This is a genomic window from Pseudomonas mosselii (assembly GCF_005796105.1).
GTDB classification, from domain to species: Bacteria; Pseudomonadota; Gammaproteobacteria; order Pseudomonadales; family Pseudomonadaceae; genus Aquipseudomonas; species Aquipseudomonas mosselii_C.
The window spans coordinates 67,059-83,417 of record NZ_VAUO01000001.1 but is presented as its reverse complement, the minus strand read 5'-3'; the positions used below and the strand labels follow the sequence as shown (position 1 = coordinate 83,417).

The window sequence follows — 16,359 nt, the reverse complement described above, 5'->3', positions numbered from 1 at the left end:
TTGGCGCGGCGGACTTATGCTACCCGCGAAGAGATGGCTCCGAAGGGATCGGGATGACCAAACTAACCAAGATTCGCATTACCCTCACGCTTGGCGCGATCGTCGGAATTGCTCCGGTGACACTCATCTTCGTTTGGGGGTTAGTTTATTTGGTCACCGCAATCCTTTATTTGAACAACCCCGCTTTGCCAGTGGCGGTAATCGTCATATCTATACCGAGCCTATGGGGCTGCTGGAAAGCCTATGCAGCATCGATGGCGAGCCACCCCAAACACCCGCGTGACTGGCGGGTTATCGCCGCGGTGATCGTGGCGACTCTCTGGGCCTTTCCATGCAGCGCGGCAGTGAACTGGGATCTCACGGTCTTACTCACATTCCTGATGCCGGGCTTGACAGCAGCAATCATGCTCGGCGTCACTGAGTACCGCAGTCGTAAGAGTGGTGAGAGGGGCGAGCTTACGGCACTACCCGATTGAGAGCCTCATCAACCTTGTCGGCTGCTTGGGCACTCCAAAGAGGAAATCACCAAGCGCGTTTATCGTCGGGTCGGCGAAGTAGTGAGCCCGACCAAGTAGAGGGCTGATGCCGAAACGATGCCTTGGGATGCGGAAACGATCAGATTTTCTATCGCCCAAAGAAAAACCCCGCAGACGTTAATCTGCGGGGCTTTCGAATAGTGGAGGCCGAGGTCGGAATCGAACCGGCGTAGACGGATTTGCAATCCGGAGCATAACCACTTTGCTACTCGGCCTCAAAGTCGGATACAGCTTTCGCTATCTCCTTGAAACCGCTGGGCTTTTTCAAGTCAGCTGCGTTTCGATGGACGCCATTATGTCCACATTCGGCCCACCTTGCAACCCCCTTTCAGAAAAAAATCTTCAAGGGGTTCAAGGTGTTAGCGCAGCCGCCCGAGCTTGCTCCACAAACCGACCAGGGTGTTCTCCAGCGCGCCACTGGCGGCGACGCCGATACGCTCCTGCAAGCTCTTGCGTTCGGCAAAGCGCAGGTGGAACAGGTTGGCTTCGCGGGCTCGCTTGCTCAGGTACTCGTCGCTGGTGCCCAGCTCGTCCACCAATTGGCGGTTCAGCGCAGCGATGCCCAGCCATACCTCGCCCGTAGCCACCTCATCGATGTGCAGCTGCGGGCGGTAGCGGGCGACAAAGTCCTTGAACAACTGGTGGGTGATGTCCAGGTCTTCCTGGAACTTCTCCCGCCCCTTCTCGGTGTTTTCGCCGAACACGGTGAGGGTGCGCTTGTACTCGCCCGCGGTGAGCACCTCGAAGTCGATGTCGTGTTTCTTGAGCAGGCGATTGACGTTAGGTAGCTGCGCGACGACGCCGATGGAGCCCAGGACGGCGAACGGCGCGCTGACGATCTTCTCGCCGATGCAGGCCATCATGTAGCCGCCACTTGCAGCGACTTTGTCGATGCAGATCGTCAGTGGGATACCCGCCTCGCGAAGACGCGCCAGTTGCGAGGCCGCCAGGCCGTAGCTGTGCACCAGGCCACCGCCGCTTTCGAGGCGCAGCACCACCTCGTCACGAGGGGTGGCGAGGGTCAGCAGCGCGGTGATCTCGTTACGCAGGCTTTCGGTGGCCGAGGCCTTGATATCGCCGTCGAAGTCGAGCACGAACACCCGACGCTTCTCTTCCGGCTTTTTCTTCTTCTGCTGCTTCTCGGCCTTGGCCTGCTGCTTGCGCAGGGCCTTGAGTTCGACCTTGTCGAACAGGCCCGATTCCAGGCGCTCGCGCAGCTCTTTATAGAACTCGTTGAGGCGAGTGACCTGCAACTGCCCACCCGGCTTGCGCCGCCCCTTGCCGCGCAGGCCGGCAATAGCCGACAGCACCACCAGAATGGCGATCACCAGCGTGGCGGTTTTGGCGAGAAAGCTTGCGTATTCGGCAAGAAACTCCACATTGACTCCTTGATAGACCAACGCCCTTCTGGGCACGAAACGATTCCAAGCATACCGGTGCGCCAACCTCGCTGCCAGCCAGGGAAAACGCCGGCAACACAGTTCAAACAACCTTTTCAAACGCTTGTATGCTTTTTCGTTGACAGCCTGCCCGGGGCATCCTAACCTCGCAACAACCTTCAACCGGGCCGGACTTCTCCGTGGGCAACCTCTACCTGATCCGACATGGCCAAGCCTCCTTCGGTGCCGACGACTACGACGTCCTGTCTGACGTGGGTGAACGCCAGAGCGTCGCCCTCGGCGAGTACCTGGGCCGGCTCGGCCTACGCCTGGATCGCTGCGTGGCCGGCACCTTGCGCCGCCAGCAGGACACCGCCCGGCTCACGCTGCAGGCCATGGGCCAGCAGGCTGAAGCACCTGCCATCGAAACCGATGCGGCGTTCAACGAGTTCGACGCCGATGGGGTCATCCGTGCCCTGCTGCCTGCCCTGCTGCCGGACGAGCCCGAGGCCCTGCACGTACTGCGCAACGGCGCGGCGCACCGCTGCGAGTTCCAGCGCCTGTTCGCCTTGATGGTGCAGCGTTGGCTGACCGCAGAGCATGCCGAGGACCCTCAACTGGAAACCTGGCAGGCCTTCACCGGCCGCGTCAGCGCGGGGCTGCAACGCCTGCTGGACAGCGCAGCCAGCGGCGACGATATCGCCGTGTTCACCTCCGGCGGCACGATTGCCACCCTGCTCCACCTGACCACCGGTATTACCCCAGTCCAGGCATTCGCCCTGAACTGGCAAATCATCAACACGTCGCTCAGCCAGCTGAAATTCCGCGGCTGCGACGTGGCACTGGCTTCCTTCAACAGCCAAGCCCATGTGCAGTTGTTGAGGGCGCCGGAACTCATTACCTATCGATGAGCCCGGCCTGTTTTGTCCCTGCGGGGATGTGAATATCACTCTATAAGGAATGCACCATGACCTCCGTAGCTGATGCCGTGAAGAAGATGCAAGAGAAGTTCAACCCCTCCGCGGCCGCTGGCCTGGACCTGGTATTCGGCTTCAACATCACCGACGAAGACAAGCACTACGCGCTGATCGTCAAGGACGGCACCTGCGATTTGCAGGAAGGCGAAAACCCAGACGCCAACTGCACCCTGGTGATGGACAGCGAAACCCTCAAAGGCATCGTCAGCGGTGAAACCGACGGCATGCAGGCGTTCATGGGCGGCAAACTGCGCGTCGAAGGCGACATGATGCTGTCGATGAAACTGAGCGAACTGTTCCCGTCCTGATCGGCGCGGCGCATCGCTCCTCCAAGAAAACCGAAGCCACCTGCGCTTCGGTTTTTTTTGGCTTGGCCAAAGGCTGGCATTCATCAGGGGCAGTGATTGCCCAGCAACACCCTGGCCAATAAGCCATTGCTACGCTTGTACCAGTCTTGGCAGGAAATTAGATTAGCCAATAGTCCTTGCTCAGAATCATAAGGAAATCGCATGACGCTTACCGACCAGTCCACCCAGGTACGCCCCGGCGAAGAACTCGATGCAAGCGTCATCGACCCCTACCTCAAGACACATGTGCCCGGCCTGCAAGGTTATCCGACCGTCAGCCAGTTTCCTGGGGGCGCCTCCAATCTCACCTACCTGGTGGCCTACCCGGATCGCGAATTCGTTCTGCGCCGCCCACCGTTTGGACACAAGGCCAAGTCGGCTCACGACATGGGCCGCGAGTTTCGCATCCTTAACCAGCTCAACGAAGGCTTTCCCTACTGCCCCAAGGCCTATGCGCACTGCACCGACGCAGCGCTGATCGGCAGCGAGTTCTATGTGATGGAACGGGTCAAGGGCATCATCCTGCGCTCGGACATCCCGGCAGCGCTGAACCTAGATGCCAGCCGCACCGAAGCACTGTGCAAGAGCTTCATCGAACGCCTGGTCGAGCTGCATCAAGTGGATTACCGCGCCTGCGGCCTGGCTGACCTAGGCAAACCCGAAGGCTACGTGGAACGTCAGATCGAAGGCTGGGCCGGACGCTACGAAAAAGCGCTGACCCCCGATGCACCGAGCTGGGAGCAGGTGATCGGCTGGCTGCGCGAGAAGCGGCCGGCTGACCACCCGCATCCGGGGATCATTCACAACGACTACCGCTTCGACAACGTGATTCTCGACAGCGCCAACCCCATGCGCATCATCGGCGTGCTGGACTGGGAGATGGCCACCATCGGCGACCCGCTGATGGACCTGGGCAGCAGCCTGGCGTACTGGATCGAGGCAGGCGATCCGGCGCCGGTGCAATTGATGCGCCGCCAGCCCAGCAATGCCCCTGGCATGCTCACACGCCGGCAGTTCGTCGACTACTACGCCGAGCGCGCCGGCATCGCTGTCGACAACTTCGATTTCTACTATGGCTACGGCCTGTTCCGCCTGGCGGGCATCGTCCAGCAGATCTATTACCGCTACTTCCACGGCCAGACGCAGGACAAGCGCTTCGCCCAGTTCATCCACATGAACCGCCTGCTGGAGCAGATGAGCCTGCAACTGATCGACAAATCCGGCCTGTAACCCTGGCAGCGCCCTACACAAGGAAACCCGGCATGTCCAAGACCCATCTGTTCGACCTCGACGGCAAGATAGCCTTCGTTTCCGGCGCCAGTCGCGGCATCGGCGAAGCCATCGCCCACCTGCTGGCCCAGCAAGGTGCCCATGTGATCGTTTCTAGCCGCAAGCTCGACGGCTGCCAGCAAGTGGCCGAGGCGATCATTGCCGCTGGCGGCAAGGCCACCGCAGTAGCCTGCCATATCGGTGAAATCGAGCAGATCCAGCAGGTGTTCGCCGGTATCCGCGAACAGTTCGGGCGTCTCGATATCCTGGTCAACAACGCAGCAACCAACCCGCAGTTCTGCAATGTGCTGGACACCGACCTGGGGGCCTTCCAGAAGACCGTCGATGTGAACATCCGCGGCTATTTCTTCATGTCGGTGGAGGCCGGCAAGCTGATGCGCGAGCACGGCGGGGGCAGCATCATCAACGTGGCGTCGATCAACGGCGTATCACCGGGGTTGTTCCAGGGTATCTACTCGGTGACCAAAGCGGCGGTGATCAACATGACCAAGGTGTTCGCCAAGGAGTGCGCGCCGTTCGGCATTCGCTGCAACGCCTTGCTGCCAGGGCTGACCGACACCAAGTTCGCATCCGCACTGGTGAAGAATGACGCGATTCTCACGGCGGCCTTGCAGCAAATCCCACTCAAGCGGGTGGCCGACCCGAGCGAGATGGCCGGCGCGGTGCTGTACCTGGCAAGCGAGGCATCCAGCTACACCACAGGCACTGCGTTGAATGTGGATGGCGGGTTCTTGAGCTGAGGGACCACGCCCACAGCGTCACACCATAAACCTGTGGGCGTTGCCTGGCCGTTACAGGCAGGTCGCCGCTGCCGCGCGGCGGCGCAGGGACATCTGGTCGTCCTTCTGCGCGTAGTAGTCGATCCGTGTTCCCCCGGCCTGGGCGTACACATCGACGAACGACTCGGCCTCACGCGTATAGACGGTGAAGCCACCGGCCTTACGCGCCTGCAAGTAGCCGCTGGCATCGACGCCAAAGGCGTTTTCTTCCTGCCAACTGAACTGGATGCACTGGGCAACCACGTCCGGGGTCTTGTGCGAGTCCAGTCGTGCGTTCGGCGCGCCATTGCGGGCCGCCTCCATGGTCGATGACGCACAGCCCATCAGCAGCAGCGCCACAGTCATCGGCAGAATCGCTCGCATGTTCCATCCTCAGGGGCAAAAAAGAAAGCGACTCTAGCACCGCGCCGCATTGGAGTGAATTGTTCGGCGCCAGATGCTGTCGCACAACAACACCCCCTTGAATCCAGAGGACTGCACATGACCCCACGCACCCTGCTTTGCGCGCTGCTGCTGACCAGCACCGTCCCGCTGGCCGCCACCGCGGCTGAATCCCGCGAAGAAAGCGTCCAAGCCCCCGAAACCCACAATCGCGAACTCAAGGTCGGTGATAAAGCACCCGATCAGTACAAGCGCGACGACCAAGCCATACGTGACTGGCACGCCAAAGGCTTGCCTGCCCCGGAAAAGGAAAGCCACTGGGTACGCATGGGCGAACACTACGTGCTGGTGCAGATCACCAACGGCGTCGTGCTGGCCATCCACCCCGCGTCCTGAACCTCAGGCGCTGCAACGCCAGCACGACACCGCGCCGGTCATCGGCTGGCGCGGTGCGCGCCGCTGTACGCAAGAACCAGATCGACGCGTTCGGGTCTGATGAGGTGTCCGGTAAACCTTTACCGTTCAAGGAACCCATCATGATCAAGCGCATCGTTTGCGTTTCGCTGTTCGCCACCTTGCTCAGCCTCGGCGGCTGCGTCGTCTACCCCTATCATCATCACGATCACGGCTGGCGCGGCTGGGGCCATCCGCACTATTACGATCACGGCTATTATCGCCGCTGAAGCCGCGCCTCTCTTCTCCCTCCACGCCAATTGAGCAACGGTTCTAGGCCGCGCAATAATTTTGTGCGGCATAGAACCAAATCGAACGATCCAGGTCTCAGGGTGCGTCCAGTAAACCCTTGCAGATCAAGGACCTCTATCATGCTCCCGCGCCTTGCGAGCCTTTCGTTGATCGCCGCCTTGCTGTCGCTTGGTGGCTGCTATCACCACCACTACCACGACCGCGACGACGGCTGGCGTGATCGCGACCATCGCCCTCACCACCGCTACGACCGCGATGACGACCGTCGCGCGTACCGTGACCGCGATTACCGCTGAAGCGTCTTTTCCCTCACCGCTCGCCGCACACGGCGACCACTCTCCCTGATGATTCCTCCGAGGTTCACAACATGCGTCTGACTCTGCCCTCCCTTGCTCTTGGTCTGCTGCTATGCCAGGGCGCCTTTGCCGGAGACGGTACTGCGGCAATTGGCGGCGGCCTGGGTGGTGCGCTGGGCAACGTGGTCGGCAAGCAGATCGGTGGCAGCACCGGCGCCCTGATTGGCGCAGGCCTCGGCGGCGCCGCCGGCAGCGCGGTCGGCGCGAACAAGGGCAACCGTACCGAAGCGGCCCTCGGTGGCGGCCTGGGCTCTGCAGGTGGCTCGTTCATCGGCGGCAAGCTTGGCGGCTCGACCGGCTCCACCATAGGCGCCGGCCTGGGTGGCGCTGCCGGTGGCGCGATCGGCAACCACATGGGCGACAACGACGGCAGCAGCCGTAAGCACAAACGTCACCACCGCCACTGATCGCACGCTTCACGCCTCGCGGGCGAGCCTGCGAGGCACCCTGCCGGTAAAAACATTGCAGCACGTCAACGACGCCTCTCGTTAGAGCTGCCACACTGGTGCATTGCCTGATCGTGCCCTGTGTGAAGGAACACCCCTCCCCATGAACCATGAGCTGCTCTGGGTCCTTGGCCTGCTCTGCGTCGTCGTCATCCTGTTCATCATCAACCGCCCGCGCATGGATGTGGTCGCCCTGTTGGTGATTCTGGTGCTGCCGTTGTCCGGCATCCTCAGCGTGGAACAGGCGCTGGCCGGTTTCAGCGATCCTAACGTGGTGCTGATCGCCACCCTGTTCGTGATCGGCGAGGGACTGGTGCGCACCGGCATCGCCTTGCGCATCGGCGAATGGATGAGCGAACGGGCCGGCAACAGCGAGGCGCGGCTGCTGGTGCTGCTCATGCTGGCGGTGGCCGGCCTGGGTTCGGTGATGAGTTCGACCGGCGTGGTGGCGATCTTCATTCCCGTGGTGCTGAGCATCGCCGCGCGCCTGAAACTCTCGCCCAGCCGGCTGATGATGCCGCTGAGCTTCGCCGGATTGATCAGCGGGATGCTCAGCCTGGTGGCCACACCGCCAAACGTGGTGGTGCATAGCGAGTTGGTGCGCCATGGCCAGGCCGGCTTCAGCTTTTTCAGCTTCACCCCATTCGGCCTGGTGGTGCTGGTGTTGGGCATCGGCTACATGCTGCTGACCCGCCACTGGCTCAAGGGTGAAGTGCGCAAGGACGGTCGTACGGAAACCCGGCGTACCCTGCTGGATCTGGTCCTTGACTACAAGCTCAGCGGCCGCGAACGGCGCCTGCGCATCCGCCCACATTCGCCCCTCATCGGCCACACCCTGGGCGAGTTGGCGCTGCGTACGCGACACGGCGCCAACGTGATCGGCATCGAGCGCCAGCACAAGTTCACCACGCGGGTGATCAGCGCCGATTCGGCCACGCTGCTTCAACAAGGCGACATCCTGCTGCTCGACCTGTTCGCCAACCGTGACGACCTGCGCAACCTGTGCCAAACCATGCGGCTTGAGCCACTGCACTTCAAGGCCGCCTATTTCATCGACCAATCCCAGGAATTGGGTATGGCGGAAGTCTCCCTGCCACCGGGCTCGCAATTGATCGGCAAGAGCATTCTGGAACTGGCCTTTCGTACGCGCTACGACCTCAACGTGGTTGGCCTGCGCCGTGATCAGCTCGCCATCGACGAACAACTGGTGGAGGAGAAACTGCGCCTGGGCGACACCTTGCTGGTGGTCGGGCCATGGAAAGCGGTACGCCAACTGCAAGCCAAGCCACGCGACTTCCTAGTCCTGAGCCTGCCTGCCGAAGTCGACCAAGTGGCCCCGGCACGTACCAAGGCACCACTGGCCCTGTTAAGCCTTGCAGTGATGGTGGCCTTGATGGTCAGCGGCCTGGTGCCAAACGTACTGGCTGCCCTGATTGGCTGTCTGCTTATGGGCGCGGGACGTTGCATTGACATGAACAGCGCCTACCGTGCCATCCATTGGCAAAGCCTGGTACTGATCGTCGGCATGTTGCCCTTCGCCCTCGCGCTACAGAAGACTGGCGGCATCGACTGGGTGGTCAGTGGCCTGGTGAATGTGCTGGGCGGCGCAGGCCCCCAAGCGATGCTGGCCTGCCTGTTCGCGCTCACGGCAGTGATTGGCCTGTTCATTTCCAATACCGCCACAGCCGTGCTGATGGCCCCTGTGGCGGTCAGTACCGCACAGCAGCTGGGCCTGTCGCCCTACCCCTTCGCCATGACCGTGGCACTGGCAGCGTCGGCGGCGTTCATGACGCCAGTGTCGTCGCCGGTCAACACGCTGGTGCTTGGGCCTGGACAGTATCGCTTCGCCGACTTCGTCAAACTCGGCGTGCCGTTCACACTGCTGGTGATGGCGGTGACCGTGGTGATGGTGCCGTGGCTATTCGGGTTCTGACACCCCAAGCCGCTGCTTGAAACCTTCATTCCTGAGCAATTAACCGCCGATTGCGGCGAATTGACATCAATTACCTACTTGAAACACACTGACACGATATCGCCCCAGGTGCCTCTGGTCGTTTTCCTGGATTCAGTTTTTGCCTGCCGGTCGAGCCCATGGTGTTTCCCGTTCCATCACGCCTGTTGCTGCCCCTGGCCCTGTTCGGCCTGACCCTCGCCCTGACGCTGGCGGGGATTCTGGCCCGTCCAATCGAATCCCTCTCGCTGTTCTGGCCAGTCAATGCGGTGCTCGCCGGGGTACTGCTGCGCAACCCCCGCCTGGCTAGCCCAAGCGGTTTCGCCCTGATTTACCTAGGCATGGTCATCGCTGACCTTGCCTGTGCCAGCGCGTGGCGGCCCGCCCTGTGGTTCAACCTGTGCAACCTTGGCGCAATCGTCACCATCTGGTTCGCGATGGCGCGCCTGCCACGTATTCACCGACGCCTGCGCACACCGCATGGCACCCTCTGCCTGTTCGGTGCCGGCGCGGCGGTCGCGGCGAGCCTGGCCTGCGTGATGGCCGCGCCTTGGTTTCAGGAGTCACTGCGTGCCACATGGCTGGCCTGGTTCAGCGAGCAGTTCTCCACCAGCGTACTGGTACTGCCGGTATTGCTCACCGCACCTTCGCCGCATGCGTTCAGCCGCAGTGCCGCGCAGCGGATCCGCCTGGCCCCGTTGCTGGTGCTGCTGGCCTCGCTGACACTGAGCATCGCCTTTGGCGGCCCTGGCGCGATTGCCTTCCCGATTGCCGCGCTGCTGTGGTGCGCGCTGAGCTACTCGCCGTTTCTGGTCGCACTGCAGGCGTTGACCGCCGGCAGCACGCTGATCGTTGCGGTGGCGCAAAACCTCATGCACTTCAGCGTGCCGCAGAGCGAACCAGGCGTGAATGCTCTGATGTCGGCACGCCTAGGTATCGCCATGCTGGTACTCGGCCCCCTGGTGGTGTCGTGTGTCAGCCATGCCAACCGTAGCCTGATGGCCCGCCTGGCCCACCAGGCCACCGTCGATCACCTGACCGGCACCCTTACCCGCAGTGCATTCACCCGCCGCGCCAATCAGCTGCTGGAGAGCCGACAGCAGTGCACCCCGATGGCGCCGCTGACCCTGATGATGCTCGACATCGATCATTTCAAACGCATCAACGACCAATACGGCCATGCCGTGGGCGACCAAGTGCTGCGCCAGTTCGCCCTGACCCTGGGTGAGCAACTGCATGAAAGCGAACTGTTCGCCCGGCTTGGGGGTGAAGAGTTCGCCATCATCGTGCCGGGGCTGGCGCCGGAGCTGGCGCAGTTCACCGCCGAACGCCTGCGCCGCGCCGTGCAGGACCTGCATATCAGCGAAGCCGGCCAGCGCCTGCCGATCACGGTGAGCATCGGCCTTGCTGGCTGCGCCACCGATACCAACGCCCCCAGCCTCGACGCGCTGCTGGCCGAAGCCGACCGGGCGCTGTACCGCGCCAAGGCCCACGGCCGCAACCGCGTCGAGCAGGCTGAAGGCCGCCGCCAGCAGGGCTGACTCAGGCCATCAGCAGGTCCCAACTCAGCTTGGCGATCAGCACGCACAGCAGCACCAGGAACAGCCCACGCACGAAACCGGCACCCTTGCGCACCGCAAGCCAGGTTCCAGTGAGCGCACCGAGGATGTTGAACACGGCCATGGGCAAGGCGATGGCCCATAGCACGTTGCCCGAGGGAATGAAGAACACCAGCGCCGCCAGGTTGGTCGCGATGTTGACCAGCTTGGCCGAGGCCGAGGCGTGGAGGAAATCCAGGGCGAAGAAGCGAATGAACAGGAAAATCAGGAAACTGCCAGTGCCCGGCCCGAACAGGCCATCGTAGAAGCCAATCGCACCCCCGATCAGCACCGCCAGGCATTGCTCGCGACGACCAATCACGCTGGGCGCGTGCAGGGTGCCAAAATCCTTCTTGCAGAAGGTGTAGATCGCCATCAATACGATCAGCACCAGCACCATCGGCCGCATCACGCTGGCCGGCACCAGCGACACGGTCGCTGCGCCGAAGAACGACATGACGAACGCGCTCAGCGCGGCAGGCACGATCAAGCCCCAGTCCAACTTCACCTTGCGAATGAATGAACGCGCCGCAAAGCTTGTGCCACACACCGAAGCCAGCTTGTTGCTACCCAGCAGCGCCGCAGGTTGCGCGGCGGGCAACACATTGAACAGCGCCGGAATCTGGATCAGTCCACCGCCGCCGACGGCAGCGTCTATCAGGCCAGCGGCGAAGGCGAACAGTGAAAGCAGGGCGATATCCATCATACGGGTGTCCGGGTGGCGAGAAACAGGCTTGCCAGACTAATCAAAGCGCAGCGTTTGTGTTGAAATGCCACGTTGCAATAACTGCAACGAGGATCGACCATGGCGCTGGACATGCTGCGCGAGATACAAGCGTTCGTCAGCGTTGCGCACAAACGCAGTTTCGTCACGGCCGCGCGTGCCTTGGGGCGCTCACCCAGCGCCGTTACGCGCGCGATACAGGCGCTGGAAGACAACAGCGGGGCCAAGCTGTTTAACCGTAACGCCACGGCGGTGACACTCACCGAAGCGGGCGAGCGCCTGCTGCCACATGCCGAACGCTTGCTGGATGTGCAACGCGATGCGGCTGACGAACTCGCAGCGCTAACCGGAACCGCACAAGGCTGGATTCGCCTGGCAGCGCCCGAGGTATTGGCCAGTCGGGTGTTGCCTCAGGTGCTGGCCGGGTTCTGCGCGCGCCATCGCCAGATGACTGTGGACGTGCAATTCAGCGACCAGGCCCTCGACCCCTTGCAAGGCCGCTTCGACGTCGTGATACGCGGCGCGTTTGCCCAATCCAGCGAGCTGATCGGCTACCCACTCTGGCACTACTCACGTCATCTGTATGCCAGCCCCGAGTATCTGGCCCGTGAAGGCACGCCCCCGGACATCGACGCCTTGAAGCAGCACGCGCTGATCCTGCATACCGCGCCACGCATCCTCAAGGCCTGGCATTTCTGTCGTGACGGGCAGATCACCAGCCTTCGGCCACAGCCAAGGTTGCGCTTGGGTTCAGGTGTCGCGGTGCTGCATACCTGCTTGGCTGGGGCCGGTATCGCGCGCCTGGCCGACTGGCTGGCCGAGCCTGAAGTCCAGGCCGGGCGGCTGGTCCGGGTATGCCCGGACTACCGCCTCACCTCCAGTACTGGCCATGACCCACAGATGCATGCGGTGTACCCCGCAGGTGCGTTAGCGCCACGGGTTCGCGAGCTGCTGCAGGCCCTGCGCGCAGGTGCCCCGCTGGAGTCCAAACAGCCCTGAACAGGGCTGCTCAATTTCTGTTCAATCTAACGGAAGCCCTGTGAAACTTGGCCTGTAGCGTTTTATCCACAGACCTACCCACGATTTTTGTGGACAGTTTCAACGTAGCTCGAAGGAATTTTTACAGGCGCAGCAACGCCGCATTAGCCAGTCGAACCAATTCCACCCACTCGCTGGTGCTGATGACTCCAGCATGTTCCAGCTCTTCGGCACGGCGCAACGCCTGGTCGTAGTCATCTTCATGGAGGATGCCTTCGCCGAGAAAACGACTGCGCCACTCCAGCATCGCTGCAGTGCCCTTATTGCGTTCCATAGTGTTCATCGACTCCAAGGCAGGTGGATCGACCCGTGTTTCCGGGCCTGTAACGGCCGCGGAGATTACACGAGCACCTGAACCTTGAGAACGATTGGAAACTACCGCTTGTCCAGCAGTAATGGCCTTGAGCCACAACGCTGGAGGGGCGAGATGGACAATGTGTCTACCGCCTATGAGGTCAGCGCCGCTTGGGCAATGGGCACACTCCTGCCAGCGGTTTGTCCTGCGCCTGCGATAGGCCTGTTCACAGCGATCGCGAACAGACGGTTCAGCTTGGCGGGATAGTCCCCAGCAGGCCGATCAGAATTGTCAGAAACAGGAAACCACCCAGAAACAGCGCGAGCTTGCCCATCGGAACCTCTACAGTGTGATGGCTGAACGGCGGTGCTGGCCGCTGATGATGATGGCCAGCCTGCCCAGCACGCCGCTTCGCAAGGCTGGGCCTGGGATGGATTGTGGGCCGACAGCTGATACGGTTACAGATTCAGGTTAAAGGAAAAAAACCATATCAGATGACTTTGTGGCGAACCTCCGCGACGCTCAACGCGCCGCATTTGTGCCTGGTAAGCCTATGTCGACTCTTCATCCTGGCGCCCGGGCCAATACTCCCTCTTGGCGCCGTAACCACTGCATGGAAAGTCTTTCAGTGAGCCACTCACCGCCGTGCGTCAATGCACCACGGGCGGCGATTTGTGGGGACCCGGATGGCAGCTGCAGCATTTGCAACATTTCATTTCTAAGTGAACCTTAACCGGATACTCGCCCGGTATTGTTGAAAACACCCTGTTTATCGCTACACCCCTTAATTCATAAGGCCCACGGGTTAGGTAGGCGCATAGCGAGCTCTCAGGCTCGCCTGATTTTTGTGCAGGACTATTCCTACTAGCCAGTAGGCAACATCCGATCTACAGCGATCATGTATGAATAATCAGTATTTTGCACAAGACTGTGCTGATAACTTGCTGGTTTTCCTACAACGGCATGGATGCCTAGACGCAGAGACCGACATGGAACCGTTGCATACCGCTGCCCTCGCTTTGCAGAGGCACTTATTGAACCTTCGCCGCGAGCTGGCAGCCCTTGAGACCCACCAACAGGTGCAAGCCGAGCATCTCGCCGCCCTGATCGCGCATATCGAACAGGCCCTGTCCAGCCTGCCGGCAACGCTCAAGCCGCCCAGCTTGCAGTGATATGACGCAGCCGGCCGAAGGTACTGGCGAGCCCGTGACAAACCTCGGCCACTGACGCTGATCAACCCGCAATGGGATCGACCGGCTGCACCGCGTATGCACCGCCGCCCGTGATGGGTGGCGGTGTTTTTTGGAGTGGATCGGTATGCGCGTGTCAGCCTTGCCGACAGGCAGATATGGGCTGCTGCACTGCTCATGCCCTTATCCACCCCATGCACGCCTACGTGACAATCAACTATGCACTCACGTCAAAAGTCGATGGTCAGCCCCGCATACAGCGCCCGCCCGTCGCCCGGCGAATGCAGCGAGGCGTCGGCGCCATCCGGGTCATACCAGACGTATTCGTAGTAGCGGTTGGTCAGGTTCTTGAGTTGCAGGTCCACGCTCAGGGTTTCGCTGAGCCTGTAGGTGGCCCCGAGGTTCATCAGCACGTACCCGCCATAGGTACCTTGCGTGTTCTCCCGCTCCAGGTAGTAGTTGGTCTGCCCGTTCGCCCAGGCGGTCAGTTGCAGCGCAGGCGTCGCCTGATAACTGATGCCGGTGTTCCACAGATGGTGCGGCACATGGTCGATTTCCTTGCCCTTGCTGCCTGGTAACGCGCTGCTGGGCTCAAGGATCTTGGAGTACTGCCAAGAGTACGACATCCACACTTCGGTACGCTCGTCCGGGTGCAAGTTGACCTGCAAATCGTAACCCCAGCGACGGGTTTCGCCGACGTTGTCCGACTCGCCGCTCGGGTCGTTCAGGCGACGGCTCACTTCGCCAGTCGCATCCTGACGCCAGTAAGCCACGCGGCCATCGACCCAGCTGGACGGGGTGAACTTGACGCCGGTTTCCCAGCCTTCGTTGATCGATGGGGCCAGGTCCTCATTGCGCGGCGGCACTTTGTAGGCGGCAGCGCCTGTCCCGACCTGGAAGGTGCGCCCCCAGTTGGCGTACACACTGGCGAATGTCCACGGCGAATAGACAATGCTGAGTTTGGGCTGCTTGATCAGCCCATAGTCGTTGATGTCGTAGTCCTGCCCGGTCATCTTGTTGGTGAAGTCACCACTGATCTTGTCCACCCGATAGGCCGGCACGATCTTCAGCGATTCGAACGGTTCGATCTGCGCCTGCACGTAGGCACCGAGCGTGTTGAAGTCGAAGTCCTGATCGCGGGTTTGCGCCGTGCGTACACGCTCCAAGGTGCGGTAGCGTTCGCTGCGGTTCTGCTGCTTCTGCACATCGCTGCCACCTTCCAGGGCGAAGGCGTGCAGCCAGTCCACCTGGGGCCGCCAAGTCAGCGAGGTGATGGCGCCGTACTGATCCTCGTAGGTGTCGCGCTCCTGCTGTGAACTGGTGCGCCAGTACTGCGTCCAGCGACGGTCGTCATAGGTGTTGAGGTAGGTCTTGGCCGACCAGGACAGCGTCTCGGCCAGGTCGGTGTCGAAGTGCAGGCTGACCTGATTCATCCGCCGCGTACCTTTGTCCGTGGCGTTGTAGTCATTGGTCATGCGCGGATGGCGGCGGGCGTCATCCTCGGTCAGGTAACCGGCCTCCTGGGCTTCGGACTCGTAATGACGCGCGATCAGCCCTACACGGTAGTTGCCATCGTCAGGGGTGTAGAACCACTTGCCGCCAAAGCTGTAGCGCTCGGTGTCGCCGTGCTCGCGATAACCATCGACCTGCTGGCGGCCGAAGAAGTAGTTCTGTGTCCAGTTGCTGGTCTCGATGCCTTTGGCCAGTTGCACTTCACGGGTGTTGAAGCTGCCGTAGCGCAGTCGCGCCTTGTTGTAGTTGCCACCTGTGCGGGTATTGATGTTGACGTTACCGGCGATGTTGTTCAGGCCATAACGCGGGTCGCTCGTACCGCGCACCACTTCGATGCTGTCGATGTCCATGGGGAACACCGAATCGATGAAAGGCATGTTGCCGTCGTTGGTGTTGCTGGGGATACCATCGATCAGCAGCTTCACCGCATTCACTTCACCTTCGCCATTGAAACCGCGAAACGACAACTTGCCTGAGGTGGTGCCTTGGTTGAACTCGGTCAACAACACCCCTGGCGCACGACTGAACAGTTCCCAGCTGTAGGTAACGGGCATCTTTTCGAGGATATCGCCCCCCAGGATGTCCACCGAACTGAGCACGCTGCTGGTGGCCAGCGGGCCGCTCTGGGTGCCGGTCACGGAGACAGCTCCGAGGGTCAAGGTCGCGTTTTGGCTGGTCAACGTCTCGGCCACAGCCATCGACAGAGGGGTCAGGGTTGAAATACAGGTAACGGCAAACAGCGGCAATACCGCACGGGCGGTGCTATGCAACGCAGGCATGGAGAAGGCTTCCTGGCAAGAAAAGTCGGGCACGGTCATCACACGCGCGCTGCGCGGGACCGCGAAGTGATCGACA

18 protein-coding genes, 1 tRNA gene and 1 pseudogene are annotated in these 16,359 nt (G+C 61.5%); 14 read left to right on the top strand and 6 right to left on the bottom strand.

Features of this window, described 5'->3' with window-relative positions; translation table 11 throughout:
* Positions 1 to 53: 53 nt before the first annotated feature.
* Both FEM01_RS00405 and FEM01_RS24320 read left to right on the top strand, forming a co-directional pair.
* Positions 54 to 476, top strand: coding sequence for a hypothetical protein (locus tag FEM01_RS00405; protein WP_138217312.1), 423 nt, complete (start codon positions 54 to 56; stop codon positions 474 to 476).
* An 18-nt stretch (positions 477 to 494) separates the two neighbouring features.
* Positions 495 to 575: pseudogene (locus FEM01_RS24320) on the top strand (tyrosine-type recombinase/integrase); the annotation flags it as partial.
* Positions 576 to 677: 102 nt separating this feature from the next.
* Here FEM01_RS24320 and FEM01_RS00395 read toward each other — a convergent pair.
* A tRNA-Cys gene (locus FEM01_RS00395) sits at positions 678 to 751 on the bottom strand.
* 144 nt (positions 752 to 895) lie between these two features.
* A complete protein-coding gene (gene sohB / locus FEM01_RS00390; RefSeq protein ID WP_138217311.1) occupies positions 896 to 1,915 on the bottom strand; it encodes a protease SohB in 1,020 nt (339 codons plus the stop codon).
* Positions 1,916 to 2,115: 200 nt separating this feature from the next.
* On the opposite strand from sohB, the gene FEM01_RS00385 reads away from it, so the two are divergent.
* From FEM01_RS00385 to FEM01_RS00370, 4 genes are all read left to right on the top strand, one after another.
* Complete coding sequence (locus tag FEM01_RS00385; RefSeq protein WP_138217310.1) at positions 2,116 to 2,826, top strand: histidine phosphatase family protein; 711 nt, start codon at positions 2,116 to 2,118, stop codon at positions 2,824 to 2,826.
* Between the two features lie 56 nt (positions 2,827 to 2,882).
* Positions 2,883 to 3,200, top strand: a complete 318-nt coding sequence (locus FEM01_RS00380; protein WP_003257405.1) for an SCP2 sterol-binding domain-containing protein — start codon at positions 2,883 to 2,885, stop codon at positions 3,198 to 3,200.
* A gap of 201 nt (positions 3,201 to 3,401) precedes the next feature.
* Complete coding sequence (locus FEM01_RS00375; protein ID WP_138217309.1) at positions 3,402 to 4,469, top strand: phosphotransferase family protein; 1,068 nt, start codon at positions 3,402 to 3,404, stop codon at positions 4,467 to 4,469.
* A gap of 32 nt (positions 4,470 to 4,501) precedes the next feature.
* The gene (locus tag FEM01_RS00370) at positions 4,502 to 5,269 is read left to right on the top strand and encodes an SDR family oxidoreductase (RefSeq protein WP_138217308.1); all 768 of its coding nucleotides are present in this window, start codon (positions 4,502 to 4,504) and stop codon (positions 5,267 to 5,269) included.
* A gap of 51 nt (positions 5,270 to 5,320) precedes the next feature.
* Here FEM01_RS00370 and FEM01_RS00365 read toward each other — a convergent pair whose 3' ends face one another.
* Positions 5,321 to 5,671, bottom strand: coding sequence for a hypothetical protein (locus FEM01_RS00365; protein ID WP_138217307.1), 351 nt, complete (start codon positions 5,669 to 5,671; stop codon positions 5,321 to 5,323).
* 117 nt (positions 5,672 to 5,788) lie between these two features.
* Between FEM01_RS00365 and FEM01_RS00360 the strand changes: the two genes are divergently transcribed.
* The 6 genes from FEM01_RS00360 to FEM01_RS00345 all read left to right on the top strand — a co-directional run bounded on the left by FEM01_RS00360 (position 5,789) and on the right by FEM01_RS00345 (position 10,688).
* On the top strand, positions 5,789 to 6,085 hold the full coding sequence (locus FEM01_RS00360; RefSeq protein ID WP_138217306.1) for an RcnB family protein: 297 nt from the start codon (positions 5,789 to 5,791) through the stop codon (positions 6,083 to 6,085).
* Positions 6,086 to 6,225: 140 nt separating this feature from the next.
* Entirely contained in the window at positions 6,226 to 6,372 is a 147-nt protein-coding gene (locus FEM01_RS24100) for a hypothetical protein (protein ID WP_171030881.1), read from the top strand.
* Positions 6,373 to 6,513: 141 nt separating this feature from the next.
* Positions 6,514 to 6,690 carry a hypothetical protein gene (locus tag FEM01_RS24095; protein WP_171030880.1) on the top strand — a complete coding sequence of 59 codons (177 nt, stop codon included), beginning with the start codon at positions 6,514 to 6,516 and terminating at the stop codon, positions 6,688 to 6,690.
* A 71-nt stretch (positions 6,691 to 6,761) separates the two neighbouring features.
* Positions 6,762 to 7,157 carry a glycine zipper domain-containing protein gene (locus FEM01_RS00355; protein ID WP_138217305.1) on the top strand — a complete coding sequence of 132 codons (396 nt, stop codon included), beginning with the start codon at positions 6,762 to 6,764 and terminating at the stop codon, positions 7,155 to 7,157.
* 142 nt (positions 7,158 to 7,299) lie between these two features.
* Positions 7,300 to 9,129, top strand: coding sequence for an SLC13 family permease (locus FEM01_RS00350; RefSeq protein WP_138217304.1), 1,830 nt, complete (start codon positions 7,300 to 7,302; stop codon positions 9,127 to 9,129).
* A 143-nt stretch (positions 9,130 to 9,272) separates the two neighbouring features.
* Positions 9,273 to 10,688: a GGDEF domain-containing protein gene (locus tag FEM01_RS00345; RefSeq protein ID WP_138217303.1), complete on the top strand. Its 1,416-nt coding sequence runs from the start codon at positions 9,273 to 9,275 to the stop codon at positions 10,686 to 10,688.
* 1 nt (position 10,689) lies between these two features.
* Here the strand turns inward: FEM01_RS00345 and FEM01_RS00340 are convergent, their stop codons facing one another.
* Entirely contained in the window at positions 10,690 to 11,451 is a 762-nt protein-coding gene (locus FEM01_RS00340; RefSeq protein ID WP_138217302.1) for a sulfite exporter TauE/SafE family protein, read from the bottom strand.
* Positions 11,452 to 11,550: 99 nt separating this feature from the next.
* Between FEM01_RS00340 and FEM01_RS00335 the strand changes: the two genes are divergently transcribed.
* Positions 11,551 to 12,468 (top strand): LysR family transcriptional regulator, encoded by a 918-nt coding sequence (locus FEM01_RS00335; protein WP_138217301.1) that lies wholly within the window; start codon positions 11,551 to 11,553, stop codon positions 12,466 to 12,468.
* A 121-nt stretch (positions 12,469 to 12,589) separates the two neighbouring features.
* Here FEM01_RS00335 and FEM01_RS00330 read toward each other — a convergent pair whose 3' ends face one another.
* A complete protein-coding gene (locus tag FEM01_RS00330) occupies positions 12,590 to 12,781 on the bottom strand; it encodes a hypothetical protein (RefSeq protein WP_138217300.1) in 192 nt (63 codons plus the stop codon).
* Positions 12,782 to 13,836: 1,055 nt separating this feature from the next.
* Between FEM01_RS00330 and FEM01_RS24090 the strand changes: the two genes are divergently transcribed.
* Positions 13,837 to 13,974 (top strand): hypothetical protein, encoded by a 138-nt coding sequence (locus FEM01_RS24090; protein WP_171030879.1) that lies wholly within the window; start codon positions 13,837 to 13,839, stop codon positions 13,972 to 13,974.
* A gap of 248 nt (positions 13,975 to 14,222) precedes the next feature.
* On the opposite strand, the gene FEM01_RS00325 is transcribed toward FEM01_RS24090, so the two are convergent.
* Positions 14,223 to 16,283 (bottom strand): TonB-dependent receptor, encoded by a 2,061-nt coding sequence (locus tag FEM01_RS00325; protein ID WP_138217299.1) that lies wholly within the window; start codon positions 16,281 to 16,283, stop codon positions 14,223 to 14,225.
* Positions 16,284 to 16,359: the final 76 nt, after the last annotated feature.